This window comes from Phenylobacterium sp., assembly GCF_030679875.1.
Taxonomy (GTDB): Bacteria; Pseudomonadota; Alphaproteobacteria; order Caulobacterales; family Caulobacteraceae; genus Phenylobacterium.
Window position 1 is genome coordinate 1 of record NZ_JAUXSP010000029.1, and the last position, 20,083, is coordinate 20,083.

General features: G+C 67.5%; 26 protein-coding genes and 1 tRNA gene. 16 read left to right on the plus strand and 11 right to left on the minus strand.

Translation table 11 applies throughout. The features are described from left to right. From Q8K84_RS15970 to Q8K84_RS15980, 3 genes are all read right to left on the minus strand, one after another. Nucleotides 1-210 (minus strand): hypothetical protein (locus Q8K84_RS15970; protein ID WP_305283697.1); only part of this gene is annotated, 210 nt, incomplete at its 3' end. Further along, the gene (locus Q8K84_RS15975; protein WP_305283698.1) at nt 210-632 is read right to left on the minus strand and encodes a phage regulatory CII family protein; all 423 of its coding nucleotides are present in this window, start codon (nt 630-632) and stop codon (nt 210-212) included. The genes Q8K84_RS15975 and Q8K84_RS15970, both read right to left, overlap by 1 nt. Beyond that, nucleotides 622-909 carry a helix-turn-helix transcriptional regulator gene (locus Q8K84_RS15980; RefSeq protein WP_305283699.1) on the minus strand — a complete coding sequence of 96 codons (288 nt, stop codon included), beginning with the start codon at nt 907-909 and terminating at the stop codon, nt 622-624. The genes Q8K84_RS15975 and Q8K84_RS15980 overlap by 11 nt, the downstream gene beginning before the upstream one ends. On the opposite strand from Q8K84_RS15980, the gene Q8K84_RS15985 reads away from it, so the two are divergent. The 13 genes from Q8K84_RS15985 to Q8K84_RS16045 all read left to right on the plus strand — a co-directional run bounded on the left by Q8K84_RS15985 (nt 896) and on the right by Q8K84_RS16045 (nt 9,717). After that, nucleotides 896-1,609 carry an XRE family transcriptional regulator gene (locus Q8K84_RS15985; RefSeq protein WP_305283700.1) on the plus strand — a complete coding sequence of 238 codons (714 nt, stop codon included), beginning with the start codon at nt 896-898 and terminating at the stop codon, nt 1,607-1,609. The two genes, Q8K84_RS15980 and Q8K84_RS15985, sit on opposite strands and share 14 nt — an antisense overlap. 15 nt (nt 1,610-1,624) lie before the next feature. Then, complete coding sequence (locus Q8K84_RS15990) at nt 1,625-2,686, plus strand: type I restriction enzyme HsdR N-terminal domain-containing protein (protein WP_305283701.1); 1,062 nt, start codon at nt 1,625-1,627, stop codon at nt 2,684-2,686. Nucleotides 2,687-2,872: 186 nt separating this feature from the next. After that, a complete protein-coding gene (locus Q8K84_RS15995) occupies nt 2,873-3,265 on the plus strand; it encodes a hypothetical protein (RefSeq protein ID WP_305283703.1) in 393 nt (130 codons plus the stop codon). 2 nt (nt 3,266-3,267) lie between these two features. Beyond that, nucleotides 3,268-3,654, plus strand: a complete 387-nt coding sequence (locus Q8K84_RS16000) for a hypothetical protein (protein WP_305283704.1) — start codon at nt 3,268-3,270, stop codon at nt 3,652-3,654. Further along, nucleotides 3,651-3,806: a hypothetical protein gene (locus Q8K84_RS16005; RefSeq protein WP_305283706.1), complete on the plus strand. Its 156-nt coding sequence runs from the start codon at nt 3,651-3,653 to the stop codon at nt 3,804-3,806. The genes Q8K84_RS16000 and Q8K84_RS16005 overlap by 4 nt, the downstream gene beginning before the upstream one ends. A gap of 3 nt (nt 3,807-3,809) precedes the next feature. After that, nucleotides 3,810-5,756 carry a ParB/RepB/Spo0J family partition protein gene (locus Q8K84_RS16010; RefSeq protein WP_305283707.1) on the plus strand — a complete coding sequence of 649 codons (1,947 nt, stop codon included), beginning with the start codon at nt 3,810-3,812 and terminating at the stop codon, nt 5,754-5,756. Nucleotides 5,757-5,759: 3 nt separating this feature from the next. Further along, nucleotides 5,760-6,095, plus strand: coding sequence for a hypothetical protein (locus tag Q8K84_RS16015; protein ID WP_305283708.1), 336 nt, complete (start codon nt 5,760-5,762; stop codon nt 6,093-6,095). After that, entirely contained in the window at nt 6,092-6,646 is a 555-nt protein-coding gene (locus tag Q8K84_RS16020; RefSeq protein WP_305283709.1) for a hypothetical protein, read from the plus strand. Before Q8K84_RS16015 ends, Q8K84_RS16020 begins: the two co-directional genes overlap by 4 nt. After that, a complete protein-coding gene (locus Q8K84_RS16025; RefSeq protein ID WP_305283711.1) occupies nt 6,643-7,002 on the plus strand; it encodes a hypothetical protein in 360 nt (119 codons plus the stop codon). The genes Q8K84_RS16020 and Q8K84_RS16025 overlap by 4 nt, the downstream gene beginning before the upstream one ends. A 2-nt stretch (nt 7,003-7,004) precedes the next feature. Then, nucleotides 7,005-7,499, plus strand: coding sequence for a hypothetical protein (locus Q8K84_RS16030; protein WP_305283712.1), 495 nt, complete (start codon nt 7,005-7,007; stop codon nt 7,497-7,499). Beyond that, nucleotides 7,496-7,825 (plus strand): hypothetical protein, encoded by a 330-nt coding sequence (locus Q8K84_RS16035; RefSeq protein WP_305283714.1) that lies wholly within the window; start codon nt 7,496-7,498, stop codon nt 7,823-7,825. Before Q8K84_RS16030 ends, Q8K84_RS16035 begins: the two co-directional genes overlap by 4 nt. After that, the gene (locus tag Q8K84_RS16040; protein ID WP_305283715.1) at nt 7,822-8,301 is read left to right on the plus strand and encodes a hypothetical protein; all 480 of its coding nucleotides are present in this window, start codon (nt 7,822-7,824) and stop codon (nt 8,299-8,301) included. Before Q8K84_RS16035 ends, Q8K84_RS16040 begins: the two co-directional genes overlap by 4 nt. 207 nt (nt 8,302-8,508) lie before the next feature. After that, nucleotides 8,509-9,717, plus strand: coding sequence for a hypothetical protein (locus Q8K84_RS16045; RefSeq protein ID WP_305283716.1), 1,209 nt, complete (start codon nt 8,509-8,511; stop codon nt 9,715-9,717). 10 nt (nt 9,718-9,727) lie between these two features. Here the strand turns inward: Q8K84_RS16045 and Q8K84_RS16050 are convergent. After that, nucleotides 9,728-9,802: transfer RNA gene (locus Q8K84_RS16050), tRNA-Lys, on the minus strand. 119 nt (nt 9,803-9,921) lie between these two features. Between Q8K84_RS16050 and Q8K84_RS16055 the strand changes: the two genes are divergently transcribed. After that, entirely contained in the window at nt 9,922-10,515 is a 594-nt protein-coding gene (locus Q8K84_RS16055; RefSeq protein ID WP_305283717.1) for a hypothetical protein, read from the plus strand. Here the strand turns inward: Q8K84_RS16055 and tgt are convergent. Then, complete coding sequence (tgt, locus tag Q8K84_RS16060; protein ID WP_305283719.1) at nt 10,500-11,615, minus strand: tRNA guanosine(34) transglycosylase Tgt; 1,116 nt, start codon at nt 11,613-11,615, stop codon at nt 10,500-10,502. The genes Q8K84_RS16055 and tgt overlap by 16 nt on opposite strands. After that, a complete protein-coding gene (gene queA / locus Q8K84_RS16065) occupies nt 11,615-12,691 on the minus strand; it encodes a tRNA preQ1(34) S-adenosylmethionine ribosyltransferase-isomerase QueA (protein WP_305283720.1) in 1,077 nt (358 codons plus the stop codon). Before queA ends, tgt begins: the two co-directional genes overlap by 1 nt. 64 nt (nt 12,692-12,755) lie before the next feature. On the opposite strand from queA, the gene Q8K84_RS16070 reads away from it, so the two are divergent. Next, the gene (locus Q8K84_RS16070) at nt 12,756-13,748 is read left to right on the plus strand and encodes an endonuclease/exonuclease/phosphatase family protein (RefSeq protein WP_305283722.1); all 993 of its coding nucleotides are present in this window, start codon (nt 12,756-12,758) and stop codon (nt 13,746-13,748) included. A 24-nt stretch (nt 13,749-13,772) separates the two neighbouring features. On the opposite strand, the gene Q8K84_RS16075 is transcribed toward Q8K84_RS16070, so the two are convergent. The 4 genes from Q8K84_RS16075 to gyrA all read right to left on the minus strand — a co-directional run bounded on the left by Q8K84_RS16075 (nt 13,773) and on the right by gyrA (nt 18,496). After that, nucleotides 13,773-14,234: a peptidylprolyl isomerase gene (locus Q8K84_RS16075; RefSeq protein ID WP_305283723.1), complete on the minus strand. Its 462-nt coding sequence runs from the start codon at nt 14,232-14,234 to the stop codon at nt 13,773-13,775. Next, nucleotides 14,234-15,106, minus strand: a complete 873-nt coding sequence (locus Q8K84_RS16080; protein ID WP_305283724.1) for a peptidylprolyl isomerase — start codon at nt 15,104-15,106, stop codon at nt 14,234-14,236. The genes Q8K84_RS16075 and Q8K84_RS16080 overlap by 1 nt, the downstream gene beginning before the upstream one ends. A gap of 58 nt (nt 15,107-15,164) precedes the next feature. Next, the gene (gene coaD / locus Q8K84_RS16085) at nt 15,165-15,656 is read right to left on the minus strand and encodes a pantetheine-phosphate adenylyltransferase (protein WP_305283725.1); all 492 of its coding nucleotides are present in this window, start codon (nt 15,654-15,656) and stop codon (nt 15,165-15,167) included. A gap of 62 nt (nt 15,657-15,718) precedes the next feature. Further along, a complete protein-coding gene (gyrA, locus tag Q8K84_RS16090; RefSeq protein WP_305283726.1) occupies nt 15,719-18,496 on the minus strand; it encodes a DNA gyrase subunit A in 2,778 nt (925 codons plus the stop codon). Nucleotides 18,497-18,687: 191 nt separating this feature from the next. On the opposite strand from gyrA, the gene Q8K84_RS16095 reads away from it, so the two are divergent. Beyond that, the gene (locus Q8K84_RS16095; RefSeq protein ID WP_305283727.1) at nt 18,688-19,122 is read left to right on the plus strand and encodes a DUF3617 family protein; all 435 of its coding nucleotides are present in this window, start codon (nt 18,688-18,690) and stop codon (nt 19,120-19,122) included. Nucleotides 19,123-19,208: 86 nt separating this feature from the next. Here Q8K84_RS16095 and Q8K84_RS16100 read toward each other — a convergent pair whose 3' ends face one another. After that, nucleotides 19,209-19,898, minus strand: coding sequence for an alternative oxidase (locus tag Q8K84_RS16100; RefSeq protein WP_305283729.1), 690 nt, complete (start codon nt 19,896-19,898; stop codon nt 19,209-19,211). Between the last annotated feature and the right edge of the window lie 185 nt (nt 19,899-20,083).

Consider the following 20,083-nt stretch of genomic DNA (forward strand, 5'->3'; position numbering starts at 1 on the left):
GGCCTGGGCGCTCGCATAGGACAACGGAAGCCCCGTGCCCTTAGCCACCGAAAGCGCGTGGGCGAACATCGCCCGCTCCATCCGGTCGGCCGGCTGCTCCGGGTTCGCCCGGCGAGATGCGGCGTAGACGCAGGCCTGCCCCACGAAGCCCAGCCACCACGAACGACGTTCGCCTAGTGAGCTGAAAGACACGCCTCGGGTGCGGTCCATCACGCCCCCCGCGCCAGCTCGGCGCCCACCTGGGCCAGCTCCGCCAGCAGGTCGGCATGGGACCGTTGCAACGCCTCCCGCTCCGCCGGCGTGATCGATCCGTCGGCCAGCGCCCGGCGCACCTGGCGCTGCAGGTCGGCGGCGCTCTCCACCACGTCACAGACCTCTTCGGTCAGACAGACGGGCGCCGCCTCCGGCAGCTCGCCCACCAGGGCGCGGCTATAGATCGGCTCCCCGGCATAGGCCTCCAGGTCGGCCATGACGTCGGCCGGCATGAAGGCCTCGACGTGCGGCGACTGGTAGTCCGACAGCTGGGACTTCTGCACCCGGCAGACCCCGGCGCTCTCATCCAGCCCCCCGCAGGCGGCGATCAGGCGGCGGGCGTGCATGGCGTGCCAACGGCGCTTCTGGTCAGGCTTCACCGGAAACCTCCACAATCTTTCCGGGTGACGCGGCCGCAGGACAGGCGCCTTCTCCGCCCATGTCCTGGCCCGCCACATCCTCCGCACCGTCTCCCGCTTTCCCAGGGATCCAGGCGGACAGCGGAACGCCGAACTCGCGCTCAATGCGTGCGGCCATCTCGAGCGATGGGGTTTTCTTCCTCTTGACCAGTTCCGACGCGTAGCTCCGGCTCATGCCCAGCTTCGCCACCAATTCAGTCGGTCGCAGGTCGCAGACTTCAGGCGTGGGATTCGACATGGGGGCATGGTTCGCACACAGCGAACTTTCTGCCAACCGATTTGTTCGCTGGCAGCGTGACGACAACCCCGGCCCAGTCTCGCACTCTGCGAACATGATCCATGACGACCACAGCTTCGGCGCGAACCTAAAGGCAGCTCGCCTGCGGAAGGGGTGGTCACAGGAGCGGCTGGCGGCCGAGGCTGAGACCTCCAAGGGCTATGTGAGCGACCTCGAGCGCGGCAAACGCCCCATCCCTCCTGGACGGAAGCTTGAGAGCCTGGCCGCGGCCCTTCAATTGCAGCCCGGCGATCTGCTCACCGCTGAGCGACGCCCTCTCGTGGCGCCGATTATCTCGTGGGTGGCCGCCGGTTCGCTGATTGATCCCGAGACCCAAATCCCGGCTGAGAGCGAGACCATCGAGATCAGCGGCCTGCCCCCGGGCGACTACTTTGCAACCCGGGTCAACGGCGACTCGATGGATCGCTTCTCGCCACACGGATCCCTGATCATCGTGAACAGGGCTGAGCGCGAACCGATAAAGGGCCGGCGCTACATTTTCAGCCGCCGCGGCGAGACGACCTACAAGCGCTTCGACACCGAGCCGCTACGGCTGGTCCCGGAGAGCACGAACCCAGCCCACGACCCCATTTTTCCTAGAACGGACGAAGAGTGGACCATCATCGGGCGGGTCAGGATCACACTGTTTGACGATCTCTAAGGCTGGGGGCGCAGCATGGACTTGGCGACACGACTGGCAGAACTGCAAAAGCGGACGCTCGAACACCGCGAGGTGCTGCTGACTGAGGAGGCCGCGAAGACCGCACTGGTCATGCCCTTCATCCAGGCCCTTGGGTATGACGTGTTCAACCCATCGGAGGTTGTCCCAGAATATACTGCCGACGTGGGGACGAAGAAGGGTGAGAAGGTCGACTACGCAATCTGCGAAGGATCAAAGATCAAGATCCTGATCGAGTGCAAGCCGGCCAACGCCCCCCTGAACATCAACCACGCGGGCCAGCTTTTCCGGTATTTTTCGGTGACTGATGCCCGCTTGGCGATCCTGACGAACGGCGTGGTTTTCCAGTTCTATTCGGACGTCGAAGCGCCGAACAAGATGGACGACCGGCCATTCTTCACCTTCAGCATGGACGCCTTGCGTCCGACGGACATCCGGACCCTGGAGAAGTTTTCCAAGGCCAGCTTTGACGTTGAGAAGATCGTCCAGGAAGCTGGCGCCCTGAAGCTTCAATCGCTGCTCCGGAAGGAGCTGGAGACTGAGTTCGCCACACCCTCAGACGACTTCATCAAGCTGATGGCCGGGCGTGTCTATGAAGGCCGGATCACCCCTCAGATTCGCGACAACATTGGGCGGCTGCTTCCCGGGGCGATCTCCGCCCTTGTTCGCGATATCGTCAACGAACGCCTTTCGTCAGCCCTCAATGCGTCTGCCGTTCCCGACGAGGCAGCGGCTGCAGCTCCGACCGCCGATCACGGCGAGGTGCATACGACAGACGACGAGGTGTCGGGTTTCCATATCGTCCAGGCCATCGCCTCGCGCTTGGTGAACCCCAAGCGCATCGTCATGCGCGACGCCAAGTCCTACTGCGCCATCCTGCTGGACGACAACAATCGCAAAACGATCGCGCGTCTCCACTTCAACGCGGCCACGGCCAAGTACCTGGGGACCTTCGCGGGCAAGGACGAGAGCCGGCATCTGCTGACCGATCTCACCGAGATCTACCAGCGGGCGGATCAGATCGAGGCTCGGATCAAAGAGCTCGAAGCCGACAGCTAGGGCCCACCGACCAACACGCCCTCAGCCGGTTACCGGGCGCGCGCAACCACAGGTTCGCCGCTGGCGAACATTTCTGTTGCGGCTAGGTTCGCTGTGTGCGAACTCTTGCTCGCCCCGCACCGGCCCGCCCGATCATGGTGATCGCAGAGCTTCCTTGGTGATCGGCGCGGGGCGGGACATTCGCCCATGTCGGTCGTTCTGCCCTTCCCCGCCCCGCCGCTTCGCCTCGCGCACCCCACGGACGACTCCGTGGTGGTTTTCCACGACGGCAAAGCCCTGCGTTTTGACAGTCCCGCCGCCATGCGCCGGGCCGTCATGGACGCCGAGCTGCCGGAGATCCGCGCCACCCTGACGGCCCTGGAGAACGCCAAGGCCGAGCTGCACGCCGAAGGCCAGGCCGCCGCCCGCGCCGCCCTCACCCTCTCCCGCGACCTGGCCGCAGAGCGCGAGGCGAACGCCGTTCGTCTCCGCGCCCTGATCGCCGACCAGGACCGCCTGAGGCGCAACGCCGTCCGCGACTGGTCCTGCGCCGCCTTTGCGCTGGGCCTCGTTTTCGCCGCCGTCCTGTTCGGGGCCTGACCATGGACGCGCAGACCCCCAAGGTCTCCTGCTCGCTCGCCCTGACCCCCATGGCCCCGGGCGTCGAAGGCCTGGCCCTGGATGACCGCGCCCGCTGGCTGGTCCTCTGGTCCGCGCCCCTGGACCGCGCCATGGCCGAGATCGCCGCGCGCCTGAGCGTCCACCCCGGCCGCCTCACCGTTCACCAGGGCGCAGGCCCCCCGGACGACCATGACGACATCGAAATCCGCGGCCCCGCCCGCGGCTTCGACGAACCCCAGGTCCTGGCCCTGGTCGCCTATGGCCTCACCGCCCCCCAGGCCCGCCAGGGCCTCGCCGCCGCCGCCCGCCGGCTGGTCGAAGCGCAACGCCGCCCGCCGCACCCCGGACGCCAAGGGAGGGCCGCATGAGCCCACCCTTTTTCGGAAATCGGCGCCGCCGCCCCAAGGGCCGCCTGATCCACCCCGCCTTCGCCGACCTGGCCGAACTGGCCTCCGTCCTCGCCGTCGTCGCCCTCGGCGCCCTGGCGCTGGCCGCCTTCAAACACTTCACCGGAGCCTGACCCATGGCCCAACCCGTCCTGACGCCCCTGATCCTTCAGAACGCCGAGGTCCTGCGCAGTCTGCGGGATTCAACCTACGCCACGGTCGCCGAACTGGCCGACGAGCTGGGCCGCGACCGCAGCAACCTCACCAAGTCGCTCAAGGCCCTGGAGGCCGCCGGCCTGATCGGCCCCGACCCCGGCCTCTCCCTTGCCGCCCTGACGCCCGCCGGCACGACAGCCGTCGCCGCTTTGGACCGCGCCGATCGCATCGATGCTGATGGCGCGCCCGCCAACATGCCTCCCGGCTTCGCCCTGATCCCCCACCAGCTGATCGTCCCGGACGGCCTGAACCCCCGCAAACACTTCGACGAGGCCGAGCTGGCCGAGCTGGCGGAATCCATCGCCCAGGACGGCCTGCTGGAGAACCTGGTGGTCCGCCCGATCGCCGAGGGCGACACGGCCCACCGCCTGGTGGCCGGCGAACGCCGCTGGCGCGCCCTGCGCCTGCTGATCGCGGCCGGCCGCTGGGACCAGCCCATCCCCTGCAAGGTCGTCGAGATCGACGACGCCGCCCACCGCCGCATCGCGCTCGTCGAGAACCTGCAACGCAAGGACCTCCGCCCCATCGACGAGGCCCAGGCGCTCAAGGACCTGATGGAGGTCACCGGCCAGGGCACCGCCGAGATCGCCAAGGAAATCGGCTTCACCCAGCGCTTCGTCCAGCAGCGCCTGCAGCTGCTCGGCCTTCCCGACACCGTCCAGGACCAGGTCAACGCCGGCGAGGTGACGATCGAGAAGGCCCGCGCCATCGCCGCCGTCCTGCCCGACCTGCCGGCCGACAAGGCCAAGGCCCTGACCACGGGTAAGATGACGCCGGAACAGGCGAAGACCTGGCTGGAGAACCAGCCCAAGCTGCGCGACGACCTGACGCCCCGCCAATGGCTGATCCTGTTGGAACTGGCCGATTGCTCGGCCAGGACAGCGGACAATCTCTGGGCGAGCGCCGAGGTCGGCGCGGCGATCGCCGACGATCCTGACTGGACGGCGCTGGTCGACGCCTGGGGCTATATGGTCCACGGCCCGCACGCGATCTTTGACACGGGCTTCGAAACCGGCCGCTTGCGGGCGAACGTCTACAGCTGGGGCGGCGGGAAGCAGCTGGCCCTCAAGTTCGGTCCCGACCTTGAGAAAGAAGGCCCGCGTCAGACCTATCTGGCGCAGGCCCGCGCCGCCGCCGGCGTCGAGTTTCCCCTGGCCTTCGAGCCGGGCCAGTACGCCACCCCATGGCTGAATGGCCCTTTCGAAGTCGATCCCGCTATTCAGGCAAAGGTCGATCAGGCCAAGGCCGAGCGCGCGGCGGCGATGGCGGCCCGCGAGCAGGCCGAACGCGAAGCCGCAGAACGGCAGGAGCAAGCCAGTCAGACGGTCCAGTCCATCCTGGTCAAGCATCGCGAGCGCGACTTGCCGCCCCTGGACAGCGGCTATGCCGACGCCTTCGCCGCCTTCGAAATCGCCCTTCCCGTCACGGTCGCCCCCAATGGCGACGTCGTCGACGCCGCCGGCCGCCAGCTGGTCCGCAGCGGATGGGGCCAAGCCCCGCCACCGCTGATCCTAGGCCGCAACACCCTGCTGGCGCTCGCCATCAACGCCGCCGCCGGCCTCTACACCCCCAACCATCCCAAGCCGGCCGGCGACGGGCCCGCCATCCCCCGCAAGGACTTCGTCGAGCTGATCGCCGGCTGCCTGCTCGACGACATCGACGATCTCGACGGAACCGAAGCCAACCTGATGGCCGAGCGCGGCCTCGCCGCCTACCTCGCCGCCGAGTCCATCCAATACGGCGACCCCGCCCACGACTGGGAAGAGGTCGGCGCCATGGCCATCGCCCAGGGCATCCGCGAGGACGGCCTGGGCCAGGCCGAGCCGGCCGACGAAGACGCCGGCGCCCTCGAAACCGAGGAGGCGTGACCTATGGAGCCCTTCCCCCGCACCGCCGCGGCCGCCAGCGTCAAGCCCCTCACCCCGCCCGAATCCGACGTCTTCCTCGAACTCTGGAAGGCCGAGGTCCGCCGCGCCTACGCCTTCCGCCGCGCCCTGGCCAAGGCCGAGACCTTCATCGCCGGCTTCGAAGGCGACCCCGCCCAGGACGGCGTCGACGACCTGCTGGCCGAGATCCGCGAGGCCCTGCTGACCGGCCAGCCACCCCGCAAGCCCCCTTCAACCGCCCTGGTCGACCTCGCCCTCGGCGCCCTCATCCCGCTAACGGCCTTCGCCGTGGGCGCCCTGCTCTGGATGCACATGCAATGACTGATCAGCCCCCCAAGACCCCGCCAAGTGACTGGCCCTGGTGGTGGTCGAAGGACGAGGAGCGCTATTGCGGGCCGTTCGACAGCCGCCATGACGCGATCATGGACGCCTTCGCCGACGGTGACGCCGAAGGCGTCCACATCATGCAGGCCTATCAGGACGAGCCCCGCGTCGAACTGTGGAGCGGCAGCGAGCTGGCCGACCGCTTCGACGAAATCAATGAGGATCTGGCCGACCCGGACGGCGACCCGCTCTCGACGGCGATCCCCGGCGCCACGTGGGACAACCTGGCCGCCGCCCTGACGGCGCGAACCCGGGCCATGATCCGCCAGCAAGGCGTCACCTCATGGGCGGTCAGCGGGTCGGGCCAGGCGGAATGGATCAACCTGAACAGGGCGCGCCGAGCCGCGCTGCCCGCGCACGTCCTCGACCTGCTCGACGAGATCGCCATCGGCTTTGATCCCGAGATCGGCTGGGCCGAGTCCTACATCGATGAGAAGGTCGAGGAGCTGAAGCTGGCCGCCCGGGCGAAGGTGGAGCCGGCCCGATGATCGCCGCCCGCCGCATCACCCCGACCACGGCGACCCTGGCCCGCGCCCACGCCTGCCGGCCGAGCCTGCCGGCCGACGTCCGCTTCGCCCTGGTCACAGCCCCGCCCCCGGCCAAGCCCTTCGCCTACGCCACCCTCGGCGAGCTGGCCCGCGCCATCCACCGCCGCCGCCAGGGCCAGGCCATCCAGCTGTTCAACCAGTCCGCCCACCTGGCCCTGCGCGAAGACGCCGTCCCCGGCGTCCGCATCAGCCTGATCGACCCCATAGGCGAGCGCACCACCACGCTGGGCTGGGCCTACCTCGGCGACTTCCCCCGCCAGACCCTCGAACGCGCCCTGCGCCAGGAAGAGAGCTGACCATGTCCGACAAATTGATGGCCCAGACGTCCGAGTTTGCGGCGGCCGAGCATCTCGCAGCCCAGCTCCGCAGATGCGGAATGACCGCTGTAGTGGACGACGATTACCCCCGCGTCCGCGCGGCCTACGAGGGCGCCCTGGCCAGCTTCCTAACCGCCTTGGCGAACAACGGGCGATTTGAGCCCGGCAATCGCTACGGCCTCAAGCCGTCAACCGTCGAGGCCGGCGGCGACGCAGCCGTCGACGCCTTTCTGGCCGAAGTCCGGGCCGAGTTGATCCGCGCCCGGGCCAAGTTCCCCGGCGACCGGATCATGACCATCGCCCTGGCCGAGGAATTCGGCGAGCTGGCCAAGGCCATCCTGGACGAACCCACCGCCAACGTCCGCAAGGAAGCCGTCCAGACCGCCGTCATGGCCGCCCGCGTGGTCCTGGACGGCGACGGGTCGGTCACCGAGTGGCGCGCCGCCCGCGGCCTCGATCCCCTGGTGACGCCATGAGCGCGCACCGCCTGGAGATCGCCTACGCCGATCATCGCGACAACCGCATGATCATCATCGGCGCCGCCAAGTTCGATGACCTGGCTGAGCAGGACCGCGAGTTCGATAAGCTCCCGGCCGTCCCCGACAGCGACTTCATCATCGACTACTACGACGCCGAAGGGGTCATCACGAAGGACAAGTGCGTCAGCCAAGCCACCGTTGAGGCGGTCATGGGCGAGCCGCTGGGCGCCCTGATTGAGCGCGGGCGCGGGAACGAAGACGCCCTCTCGGGCGCCCTCAAGGCGCGCCTGGAGGGCGGGGCCATGGGGGCCACGCCGGCATGAACCTGCGCACCCTCAAGAAGCTGTCCAAGCGGGCCGCGACGCTCCTGCCCCTGCTCGGCGACCGGCGGGAACAATTCCCCTGCGCCAAGGGAGAGGGCCACCTGTCGTGGCTGATCACGGATCGCAAGCATTGGGATCGGAGCACCTGCCACCCCAACTATACGCCCCATAACCGCTACTCCACGCCCAAGGGCATGCCGCTCAAGCGGACCACGCGCGCCGGTCACCCGCTCATCATCCAGCCACCCATCGAGCCGCGCAAGGGCACGATCATGGTCGGGGCCATGGACGGCGGCGAGCAGCCCGAATGGAGCGAGGAGACCGCGTGGGAGACCCTGCGCGAGCAGGTTTGGTGGACCTTTGTCGACTTCCACCCGACGACCGGGGAAATCGTCTCAACCCGCGACTTCCCAACCCCCAGCGCCATCCTGCGCGGCGCGGCTGAGATCATTGCGGCTAGGGGCAGGGGCGAATGACTGCCCGCGATCTCGACGCCCTGCCGGCCCGTATGACCACCCGCCAGGTCTGCGCCCTGGCCGGCTGCAGCGTCACCAGCCTGTGGCGCAAGCGGCGCGAAGACCCCGCCTGGCTTCCGGCCGCGCCCGTCCAGCTCGGCCGATCGACCATGTTCGACAGGGACGCCGTTCTCAAAGCCCTCGGTTTGGTCAAGGATGCGCCGACCCATGAAACCTGGACCGCTGACCCCGATGCCATCCGTCGCGCTCGAGCTCGGAAGATACGTCACCCTGCGCCGGCGCAAGGACGGGACCTATCGCGTCCTGATGGAGGTCCCCGTCCGGCTGCGGCCCTCCGGCTGGTCGGCGGCGATTCCCCTGCCGATCAACGGCGCCCGCACCGGTGACCTGTCTGACCTGGGCGAGGTGGCGCGGATCCGCGACGACGCCCAGGCCCTCTATGTCCGCCTGCAGCAGGCCAGGATTGGCGGGCCGGCGCCCGAGGCCACCGGCCGCGACTTCCCCCGCCTGATCCGCGAGTGGCAGACCAGCCAGGGCTTCAAGGCGAAGAAGCCGCGCACCCAGCAGGGCTACGCCTACCATGCCAGCCTGATCTTCGACTGGTCGGCCGCCAATGGCCACCGCCCGGTCGCGGGCCTGCCCCGCGACGCGATCGAGGCCTTTCTGGCCCTATACGATGATCGGCCGACCACGCGCCGGCACGTCAAGATCGTCCTGAAGATGCTGCTGGATCACGCCATCGCGCTCGGCTGGCGCACCGATAATCCGGCCGAGCGGATCAAGATGGCCGCGCCGGAAAGCCAGCTGACCATCTGGGAATGGGAGGACGCCCGGCGTGAGGCCTGGGCCTGCGCCATGGCCGGCCAGCCCTCGATCGCCGCTATGATCCTTACCAACTGGGAAATCGGCCAGCGGGTCACCGACCTGCGCCTGTTCCGCCGGGGCGGCGAATACGACGCCCGCCAGGGCCTGTTCCGCTTCTGGCAGTCCAAGACCCGCAGCTATGTGGCCGTGCCCGTCAGCGACGACTTGCGGGGCCTGCTCAACACCGTCGCGCCGGCCGACAGCCTGTATCTCTTCACCGACGCCGCCACCGGCAAGCCCTGGGCCGAACAGCGCCTGGGCCACGTCTTCGCCGCCATCCGCACCCGGTCAGAACTACAACTCCGCGCCCTGCGCCATTCCTGCGTCGTCCAGCAGGCACGGGCCGGTTGCACCGTCCCGGAAATCGCAGCCGTAACCGGCCACAGCCCGTTTTCAGTGGAGCAGATCCTGCGCAAGTACCTGCCCCGCGACAACCAGGTCGCCTGGAACGCCCAGCGCAAACGGGGCCTGATCGGGGCGAACCGCGAACAGGAGTCTGACGGTCATCCGACTCTGGAGTCTGACGCCCAACCCGCAGCCACCGCTAAGTGACTGAAAGGATTGGTAGGCCGGGTGGGGGTCGAACCCACGACCATTCGATTAAAAGTCGAATGCTCTACCACTGAGCTACCGGCCCACGACATGGCGCGGAGCGGGCGCCGGGTCGAAGGGGGCGGACCATAGGGCGCAGGTTCGACTCGGGCAAGTGAGGCTTGGGTGTTTCCTCAACGGATCGACCAGGGATAAGGTCGGTCTATGATCCGCCTTGCGTTTTCCCCCACCCTCGTCGTTCTCGCCCTGGCGCTCGCCGGCTGCACCACCACCCGCGCCGATGGCTCACCGCAGGTTCAAACCTCGTCTCAGGCCACCCGGGAAAGCTTCGAGGGCGCGGTGTCGGCGCCCTTGCGAGACGTCAACCTGCTGCGGACCAAGATCCCGGCGATCCTGCTGGAGGCCCAGGCCGATCCCTACCAGCGGCCCAACCCCGCCACCTGCGCGCAACTCATCGCCTTGGTGACCCCGCTCAACCAGGCGCTGGGAGCCGATCTCGACGAGACGGCGGTCGATGGCGACGACCTGATGGCTCAGGGCCGCACCACGGCCTTTGGCGCCGTGGCTGGGTTCACCCAGGACGTGATCCCGTTCCGGGGCTGGGTCCGCAAGCTGACCGGCGCCGAACAGCACGACAATCTGGTCCGCGACGCGATCATCGCCGGCGGCGTCCGTCGCGCCTATCTGAAGGGCCTGGGCGAGGCCCGCGGCTGCAATCCGCCGGCCACGCCCAACCACGGGCGCGACAAGCCCGAGGTGATCCAGCAGGAGCTGAAGCCCCGCTATCCTGTGCGCTGAGCGCTGCGGAAGTCGCGGCGGAAGGCTTCGAACCGCCCCTCGGCGATGGCTGCGCGCATGGCGGCCGTCAGGGCCTGGAAGTGGGCGATATTGTGCCAGGACAGCAGGACCTGACCGAGGATCTCCTCGGCCTTCACCAGGTGGTGGAGATAGGCCTTGGAATAGTCCCGGCTGGCCGGGCAGGACGAGGCCTCGTCCAGGGGGGTGTCATCCTCGGCGAACCGGGCGTTCTTCAGGTTGATGGGCCCGTTCCAGGTCCAGGCCTGGCCATGGCGGCCCGAACGCGTCGGCAGGACGCAGTCGAACATGTCCACGCCCCGGGCCACGGCCTCCACCAGGTCGATAGGCTTACCCACCCCCATCAGATAGCGCGGTCGGTCAGCCGGCAGCAGGCCCGGCGCATAGTCCAGCACCTCGCACATGGCCTCATGGCCTTCGCCGACCGCAAGGCCGCCGATGGCGTAGCCGTCGAAGCCGATCTCCACCAGGCGCTCGGCGGACTCCCGGCGCAGGGCTTCTATGGTCGAGCCCTGCTGGATGCCGAACAGGGCCTGATGTTCCCGCTCGCCGAACGCCGCCTTGCAGCGAGCGCCCCAGCGGGCCGACAGGCGCAGGGCCTCGGCCGCCCGGGACGCCTCCGCCGGCCAGGCGACGCATTCGTCCAGCTGCATGACGATGTCGGAGCCCAACAGGTCCGCCTGGATCTCCACGGAGCGCTCGGGCGACAGCACATGGCGCGAACCGTCGATATGGCTGGCGAAGGTCACGGCCTCCTCCGTCACCTTGGCGATGTTGGACAGGGACATGACCTGAAAGCCGCCGGAATCCGTCAGGATCGGCTTCTCCCACCGCATGAAGCGGTGCAGGCCGCCCAGGCGCGACACCCGCTCGGCGCCGGGGCGCAGCATCAGGTGATAGGTGTTGCCCAGGATGATATCGGCGCCGGTGGACGCCACCTGATCCACCGTCAGCGCCTTGACCGTCGCGGCCGTGCCCACCGGCATGAAGGCCGGCGTGCGGATGTCGCCCCGGGCGGTCTTCAGCACCCCGGTGCGGGCGGCGCCGTCGGTGGCGGCGATCTCGAAGGGAAAGGCGGCCATCAGTCGGCCCTCCAGAGCAGGCTGGCGTCGCCATAGGAATAGAAGCGGTAGCCGTCAGCGATGGCGTGCGCATAGGCCTCGCGCATCATCTCCAGGCCGGCGAAGGCGCTGACCAGCATGAACAGGGTCGAGCGCGGCAGATGGAAGTTGGTCATCAGCCCGTCGGCCGCCCGGAACCGGTAGCCCGGGGTGATGAAGATGGCGGTGTCGTTGGCGAAGGGGCGCACTACGCCGTCCTCGCCCGTCGCGCTTTCCACCAGCCGCAGGGAGGTGGTGCCCACGCAGATGATGCGGCCGCCTGCGGCGTGGGCGCGGTTGAGGCGTTCGGCGGCCTCGGGGCTCACCTCGCCGAACTCGGCGTGCATCCGGTGACCTTCGATGTCGTCCACCTTGACCGGCAGGAAGGTGCCTGCCCCCACATGCAGGGTGACGAAGCAGGTCTCGACGCCGGCCGCCTCAAGCCTCGCCATGAGTTCGGCGGTAAAGTGCAGGCCCGCTGTCGGCGCGGCCACCGAGCCGTCGGCCTGGGCATAGATGGTCTGATAGTCGGTCTGGTCCTGGGCGTCCTCAGCCCGCTTGGCGGCGATATAGGGCGGCAGCGGCATGGCGCCACGGGCCTTGATCGCCTCGTCCAGGGCCGGACCGGCTAGATCAAAGGCCAGCAGGATCTCGCCGCCCTCGCCCTTCTCGACCACGGTGGCGTCCAGGGCGCCGAGCAGGCAGGCGCGGTCCTCGGACTCGCCGAAGCTGATCCGGTCGCCAGGGGCCAGGCGCTTGCCCGGACGCATGAATGCGCTCCAGCGAGAGGGCGAAACCCGCTTGTGCAGCGTGGCCTCGACCGCGACGACGCTCTCGCCCCGGGTGCGCCGGCCGCTGAGCCGGGCGGGGATCACCCGGGTGTCGTTCAGAACCAGAATGTCGCCGGGCCGGAGCTCGCCGGGAAGATCGCTCACCCGAAGGTCGGCCAGAGGCTGGCCCGGCGTCACCCGCAGCATCCGCGCCGAATCCCGGGGTTGGGCGGGCCGCAGGGCGATAGCGCTGTCGGGCAGGTCGAAGTCGAAATCGGCGGTCTTCATGTGACCCGCCTCAGGCCATGCGAGACCCCGCGCGTCAAGCTCAGGCTCATGCTAGAGCCGTGACATGGGCCTCTTTCGAGTCGTCATCACCCGGATCCTGGAGGATATCGCCGTCGCGCTGGCGGTGGGGGCAGCCCTGGTCATGCTGGCCGCCCAGGGAGGGCGATTCAGCGACCGTCTCGACATCGCCACCCACTTCACGGTGGTGTTCATCGTCGTGGCGATCATCGCCGCCGTGCTCGCCGCCTTGACGCCGGCCACCCGCCTGCGGCGCTTCACCCTGGGCTCAGCCGCTCTGGCGATTGTGTTGGCTGGCGTGCTGATCCTGCCAGAGACCTTGCGGCCTACGCCGTCGACCGATGAGGCGCAGGCCGAGGTCGCCCGGCTGAAGATCATCCAGATGAACAGCTGGAGCGGTCGAAACCAGACCATGAACGAGACCGCCGACTGGCTGGTCTCACAGGACCCCGACATCATCGTCGTTGAGGAATCCAGCCGTCGGTTCCAGCGGGCCCTGGAGGCTCGGGGGGACTACCACCGGACCTGCGACCCCGATGATCGCTGCGAGGTGATTATCTACAGCAAGGTCGCGCCGGTCTCCGGCGGCCTGCCGAGGGTGGAGGAAGGGTCCTATTTCCCCGCCACACGGGCCACTTTTGCCGCCCCAGGGGGGGATTTCACCGTAATTGGGGCCCATTACACATGGCCGATTCCCGCAGGGCCCCAGCAGCAGCAGAGTCTGCGTCTGGTCCGGATGGCGGAACTCTATGATCGCGACAGGCTGATCATTGCAGGGGATTTCAACTCGACGCCCTGGTCCTTCACCCTGCGCCGCCAGGACGAGGCCCTTGGCGTCACGCGGCGCAACCGGTCGATGCTGACCTGGCCGGCCATGGCCTTCTCGCGATGGAACATCCACATGCCCCTGCCCTTCCTGGCCATCGACCACGTCTATGCCGGGTCGGACTGGAAGACGGTGAGCGTGGAGCGGGGGCCGTCACTGGGTTCGGACCACTTCCCCGTCATCGTGACCCTCGCGCTCACCCCAGCCGACTGAGCGTCGGCCGGGGGAGCCAAGGCCTCACGCGTCGGCGGCGACCTTCACCGAGACGATCTTGCCCGGGCTGCGCGGGGGCTCGCCCTTGGGCAGGGCGTCGATGTGTTCCATGCCTTCGGCAACCTCGCCCCAGACGGTATACTGGCCGTCCAGGAAGCGAGCGTCGTCGAAGCAGATGAAGAACTGGCTGTTGGCCGAATCCGGCACGGCGGTGCGGGCCATGGAGCAGACGCCGCGCACATGGGGCTCGGCGGTGAACTCGGCCTTGAGGTTTGGCTTGTCGGAACCGCCCGAGCCTGTGCCGGTCGGGTCGCCGCCCTGGGCCATGAAGCCCGGGATCACACGGTGGAAGACCACGCCGTCATAGAAGCCTTCGCGGGCCAGTTCCTTGATACGGGCCACGTGGCCCGGCGCCAGGTCGGGACGCAGGCGAATGGTCACCGGACCGGCGTCCAGCGTCATGATCAGGGTGTTTTCGGAATCCATCACTTTACCTCGGAAGGGATTTTGAGATTGCAGGCCGAGAAATCGGCCCCGTCTTCGGCGCGCATCTGCGCCACCTGGGCGGCGAACCAGGAGCCCGCCGTATCGACAACGCGCAAGGCCGGACGTTCGGCCGTCGGAATATCAGCCAGCATGCGCACCCGGGTCATCTGGTCCTGGGGCGCGCTCACAGGCTCTCCCACCTTGATCGAGCGCACCACCTCAAGACCTGCCACCACGCGGCCGAAGGCCGTGTAGCGCTTTTCGAGGGAGGGATAGGCCTGGCGCATCAGGAAAAACTGGCTGTTGGCGGAGTTCTCTTCTGACCCCCGGGCCATGCCCGCCACGCCCGGGCAGAATAGCGGCCAGCCGGTGATCTTCCCATCGGCGGTCATGGCCATCAGCATCGGGCTCTGGGTCATGACCGGCACGACGCCGACAAAGCCAGTCTGGCTGGCGCCCGCGTCAGCCACCGGCACGAAGGGATCGGCCGAGCCGCGTCTGAAGGTGAATTCCGCGGTCATGTCCGGCAGGTCGGAGCCCCCGACGCCAGTGTCCAGGGGATCGCCGGTCTGGGCCATGAACACATCGATGACCCGGAAGAAGCTGCGCCCGTCATAGAGACCCTGACGGGTCAGGGCCCTGATCCGCTCAACATGGGTCGGCGCCAAAGCTGGGGCGAGCTCGACGAAGATCCGCCCCTTGTTGGTGTCGATCACCATGATGTTGTCGGGATCTGGGGTGCGCCAGTCCTGGGGGGCGGGCGCGCCCAGGACGGCAGGTCCAGGCGATGAGGCGGAGCGCTGGGCCAAGGCCGGCGTGGCCGCCGTCGCGAGCGCGAGCGCGAGGGCGACGATCAGGGGGGTGCGGATCATAAGAGCACTCGTAACGGGCCAAGGCCTCGACCACCAGCCAGATGAAGGCGAATGTCGATCAGGCGCGGACCTTAGCCAGCAGGGCCTCCTTGACCCGCGGGCTGACGAACTTGCCCACTTCGCCGCCCAGCGTGGCGATCTCCTTGACGAGACGCGAGGCGATCGCCTGGTGGCGGGGATCGGCCATCAGGAACACCGTCTCAATCTCGCGATCGAGCTGCTGGTTCATGGCCGTCATCTGGAATTCGTATTCGAAGTCCGCCACAGCGCGGAGACCGCGGATGATCATGGTGGCGCCGATCTGGCGGGCGAACTGCAGCGTCAGGCCCTCATAGGGCTGGACATCAATCTCGATCGATTTGGCCAGCGGCGCGGTCTCGGCCTTGATGATCTCCACCCGCTCTTCGAGGGAGAACATCGGCCCCTTGCCGGCGTTGACGGCCACGCCGATCACCAGCTTGTCCACCAGCTTCACCGCCCGACCCATAATGTCGGAATGGCCATTGGTGATCGGATCGAACGTGCCCGGATAGAGCCCGATGCGGGTCATACGACGCTTCCCCGTGTTCTTGTTCGCTCGGCTTTCGCCGCCCGGCCTGGCGAATGCAAGACCTAATCGTCGCTGGCCGTCTCAGGGCCGTCGCCCTCGCCCTCATCGGCCTCGGAGACCGGACCATCAGAGCCCTCTATCAACCGCTCCACCGAGACCACGTGCTCATCGGCGGCGGTGCGGAAGATGGTGACCCCCTGGGTGTTGCGCCCAGCGATACGGACCTGGGCGACCGGGGTTCGGATCAACTGCCCCTGGTCGGTGACCAGCAGGATCTCGTCGCCCTCCTCCACCGGGAAGGAGGCTGTGAGCTTGCCGCCACGCTTGGTGAGGTCCTGGGCGATCAAGCCCTGGCCGCCACGACCGGTGCGGCGGAAATCATAGGCCGAGCTGCGCTTGCCAAAGCCCTCGGAGGAGACGGTGAGGATGAACTCCTCGGCTGCGCCCAGGGCGGCGATCCGCTCCAGGGACAGGGCCTGATCAGCCGCATCGGCCTCGTCGTCTTCGGCCTCAGGCGCCGTAAGCTCTTCGGCCTCGCCCGATTCCGCCGCCCGGGTGGCGGTGGCGTGTTTCAGATAGGCCGCCCGCTCAGCCGGCGTGGCGTCCACTGAGCGCAGGATGGCCATGGAGATGACCGTGTCGGCCTCGGCCAGACGCACGCCGCGCACGCCGGTGGAGTCACGGCTGGCGAAGACGCGGACATCTTCCACCGAGAAGCGGATGCAGCGGCCGGTGGAGGTCGTCAGCAGGACGTCCTGGTCAGCCTGACAGACGGCCACGCCGATAATGGCGTCGCCCTCGTCCAGCTTCATGGCGATCTTGCCGTTGCGGTTGATCTGCACGAAGTCCGACAGCTTGTTGCGACGGACATTGCCCGAGCGCGTGGCGAACATGACGTCGTACTGATCCCAGCTGGCCTCATCCTCCGGCAGCGGCAGGATCGAGGTGATGGCCTCGCCGGGCTCGATGGGCAGCAGATTGACGAAGGCCTTGCCGCGGGAGTTCGGCGCGCCGACCGGCAGGCGCCAGACCTTCAGCTTGTAAACCTTGCCGCCTGAGGAGAAGAACAGGACGGGGGTATGGGTGTTGGCCGAGAAGACGCGGGTGACCACGTCCTCTTCCTTCATGGACATGCCCGAGCGACCCTTGCCGCCCCGATGCTGGGTCCTGTAGGTGGCCAGCGGCGTGCGCTTCACATAGCCGGAATGGGTGACGGCGATGACCATGTCCTCGCGGGCGATGAGGTCCTCATCGTCCATGTCCCCGCCGCCCTCGAGGATCTCGGTCCTGCGGGGAACGGCGAATGCGGTCTTCACTTCGATCAGTTCGTCACGGACAATGCCCATGACCCGCTCGCGGGAGGCGAGGATCTCAAGATAGCCCTTGATGGAACCGGCCAATTCGCCGGCCTCGCCGAAGATCTCATCACGGCCCAGCCCCGTGAGCCGCGACAGGGTCAGCGCCAGGATCGCCCGGGACTGCTCTTCCGTCAGGCGGATCTGATAGCCTTCCAGCAGCACCGTACGCGGATCGGCGATCAGGTCGACCAGGGGCATCATGTCGCCCGCCGGCCAGGCCCGGTCGGTCAGGCGCTCACGCGCCTCGGCCGGGTCCTTGGACGAGCGGATGATGTGGATCACCTCGTCGATATTGGCCACGGCGATAGCCAGGCCGACCAGGACGTGGCCCCGATCACGGGCCTTGGACAGCTCGAACTTGGTGCGGCGAACCACGACCTCTTCGCGGAACTCGATGAAGGCCACGATCAGGTCGCGGAGATTCATCTCCCGCGGACGGCCCCGGTCCAGGGCCAGAATGTTCACCGCGAACGAGGACTGCAGCGGCGTGAAACGGTAGAGCTGGTTCAGCAGCACCTCGGCCGAGGCGTCGCGCTTGATCTCCACCACGACGCGCATGCCGTCGCGGTCGCTTTCGTCGCGGAGGTCGGCGACGCCTTCGATGCGCTTGTCGCGGACCAGTTCGGCGATCCGTTCGACCAGGCCAGCCTTGTTCACCTGATAGGGCAAGGCGGTGATGATGATCGCCTCACGATCCTTGCGGATCTCCTCGACGGCGGCCTTGCCGCGGGTGACCACCGAGGCGCGGCCCGTCAGCATGGCCTGGCGCGAGGCCGCGCGGCCCATGATCTCGCCGCCGGTGGGGAAGTCAGGCCCCGGCACAATGTCGGCCAGTTCCTCGATACCGATGTCGGGATTATCGACATAGGCCAGGCAGGCGTCGATGACCTCACCCAGATTGTGCGGCGGGATGTTGGTCGCCATGCCCACGGCGATGCCGCCGGCGCCATTCACCAGCAGATTAGGGATACGCGACGGCAGAACCGCCGGCTCGTGCTCGGAGCCGTCGTAGTTCGGCTTGAAATCGACCGTGTTCTTGTCGAGGTCAGCCAGGACGGCCATGGACGCCTTCGTCAGGCGGCACTCGGTGTAGCGCATGGCGGCCGGCGGATCATTGTCCACCGAGCCGAAATTGCCCTGACCATCGATCAGTAGCAGCCCCATGGAGAAGGGCTGCGCCAACCTCACCAGGGTCATGTAGATCGCCGAGTCGCCATGCGGGTGATATTTACCCATGACGTCACCGACCACCCGGGCCGACTTCACATAGCTGCGGTCAGGGGTGTGGCCCTGCTCGCTCATGGAGAAGAGGATGCGGCGGTGAACCGGCTTCAGTCCGTCACGGGCGTCGGGCAGAGCCCGGCTGACAATGACGCTCATGGCGTAATCGAGATACGAGCGCTTTAGCTCGTCTTCGATGGCGATAGGGGCGATACCCCCGCGCCGGCCAGTTTCCGGTGGGTTATGGAGATCGTCTGTCAAAGCAGGGAAAAGCCGTCAGAATCGGACACAAAGTGGGAACTGAGGTGTTAGCATCCCCGGGCCGATGCGCCAACTTTACCACCCCGCGCTGAGCGTGCGCGCACGGGCGGCTCCCGCCCCCTCCCCCGATGACAGGATTGGTTCAGGTTGAAGGCGTTAGTCACGCGCCCTAGATAGACCAGGACATGACGATGACACGCCTTGCCCCCCTCGCCCTCGCCCTCTTGGCCATTGCTGGCCCTGCGACTGCGGCTGAGTCCATTCTGCCCGGCTACTGGGAGAGCACCAACCGCATGCTCTCACCCATTCGCACCACGGATGTGGAGAAGCGGTGCCTGACGCCGGCTGACGTGGAGAAGTTCATGATGGGGCCGAGCAATCGACACTATACCTGCACCTATCCCACGCGGTCCTTTGCTGGCGGCAAGATCCTTCTGAAAGGGACCTGCGTCAGCAAGAAGGGCCGGCAGGTCGCGGTCTCTGGCGAAGGCGCTTTCACCCCGACCACCTTCAACCTGACCGCCAATATCGCCACCACCTTCGCCGGCATTCCGGTATCAGGCCGGGCCAGCACTCAGGCCCGGCGGATCAGCGACGTGTGCCCGCCCAAGGACGCCGCCGACTAAGCTTTCGCTCTGCACGAACCAAAACGTCAGAGGGACGGAGCCTTGCGCTCCGTCCCTCTTTTGTTGCGCTGATCAGAGACCCACATTCAGGCCGCCGACTTCCAGGCTGGCTGCAGTTCCACATGCGGCGGACATGGGGCGATTTCGCCAGTGGGCAGGCCAGCGATCTCGTTGGCGAAGCTGTGGTTGACGTCGCGGTGGTGGGCCTCGTCGGCGCGGACAACCAGCACCACGTCACGCAGCATGGCGTCGTCCGGCAGGTTCCAGTAGCGCTTGGCGATCTCGGGCGCCGGGACGTTGGGCGAGCGGCCCTCGTCGAGCTCGGCGAGATAGTTGGTGTAGCTGATCACCGCCTCTTCCTCGAAATAGCCGACCACCCGATGGGCGGTCTTCGAGGAGACGAGATAGAGAGCGAAGAAGAACAGATAGAAGACCCATTGAACGGCGACGATGACGAACCGCTCGAAGGCCGTAGGCTTGGCGACCTCGATGAAGGTCATCAGGTGCATCCGCTCGTTCTCGGCTTCGTCCATCAGGGTCTTGATCCAGCCCTTGTCGTCGCACATGCGGCGCAGGCAGGTCAGGTGGTTTATGGTGGCGCCCACCATGCCGGGCACAGCGGCGACCGTCTCCAGCACCACCGCCCTGTGGCCATAGCGCTTGGCGAAGAAGGTGTCGGCGGTGAAGCGCAGCATTTTGGTGAAGCCGAGGGCGACGGCGTCAGACACGCCCTTGGGCGCATGGTGCACAGAGAGGTCGACAAGGGGGGCGGTCATCGGGCGGATCCTCAAGCTACGGGCCCTGTCGCCAGGGCGAGATTTCACTGAGGATGTTGATAGGCCCCATAGGGACCGTTCGAAATTCGGGCCCTCCCCCTAGGTAGGGCTGCGTAGGCTTGACTATGGCGTCGCCGCCGAGCCTGCGCACATAGAAACGGCCGGCCCCGCGAGGGACCGGCCAT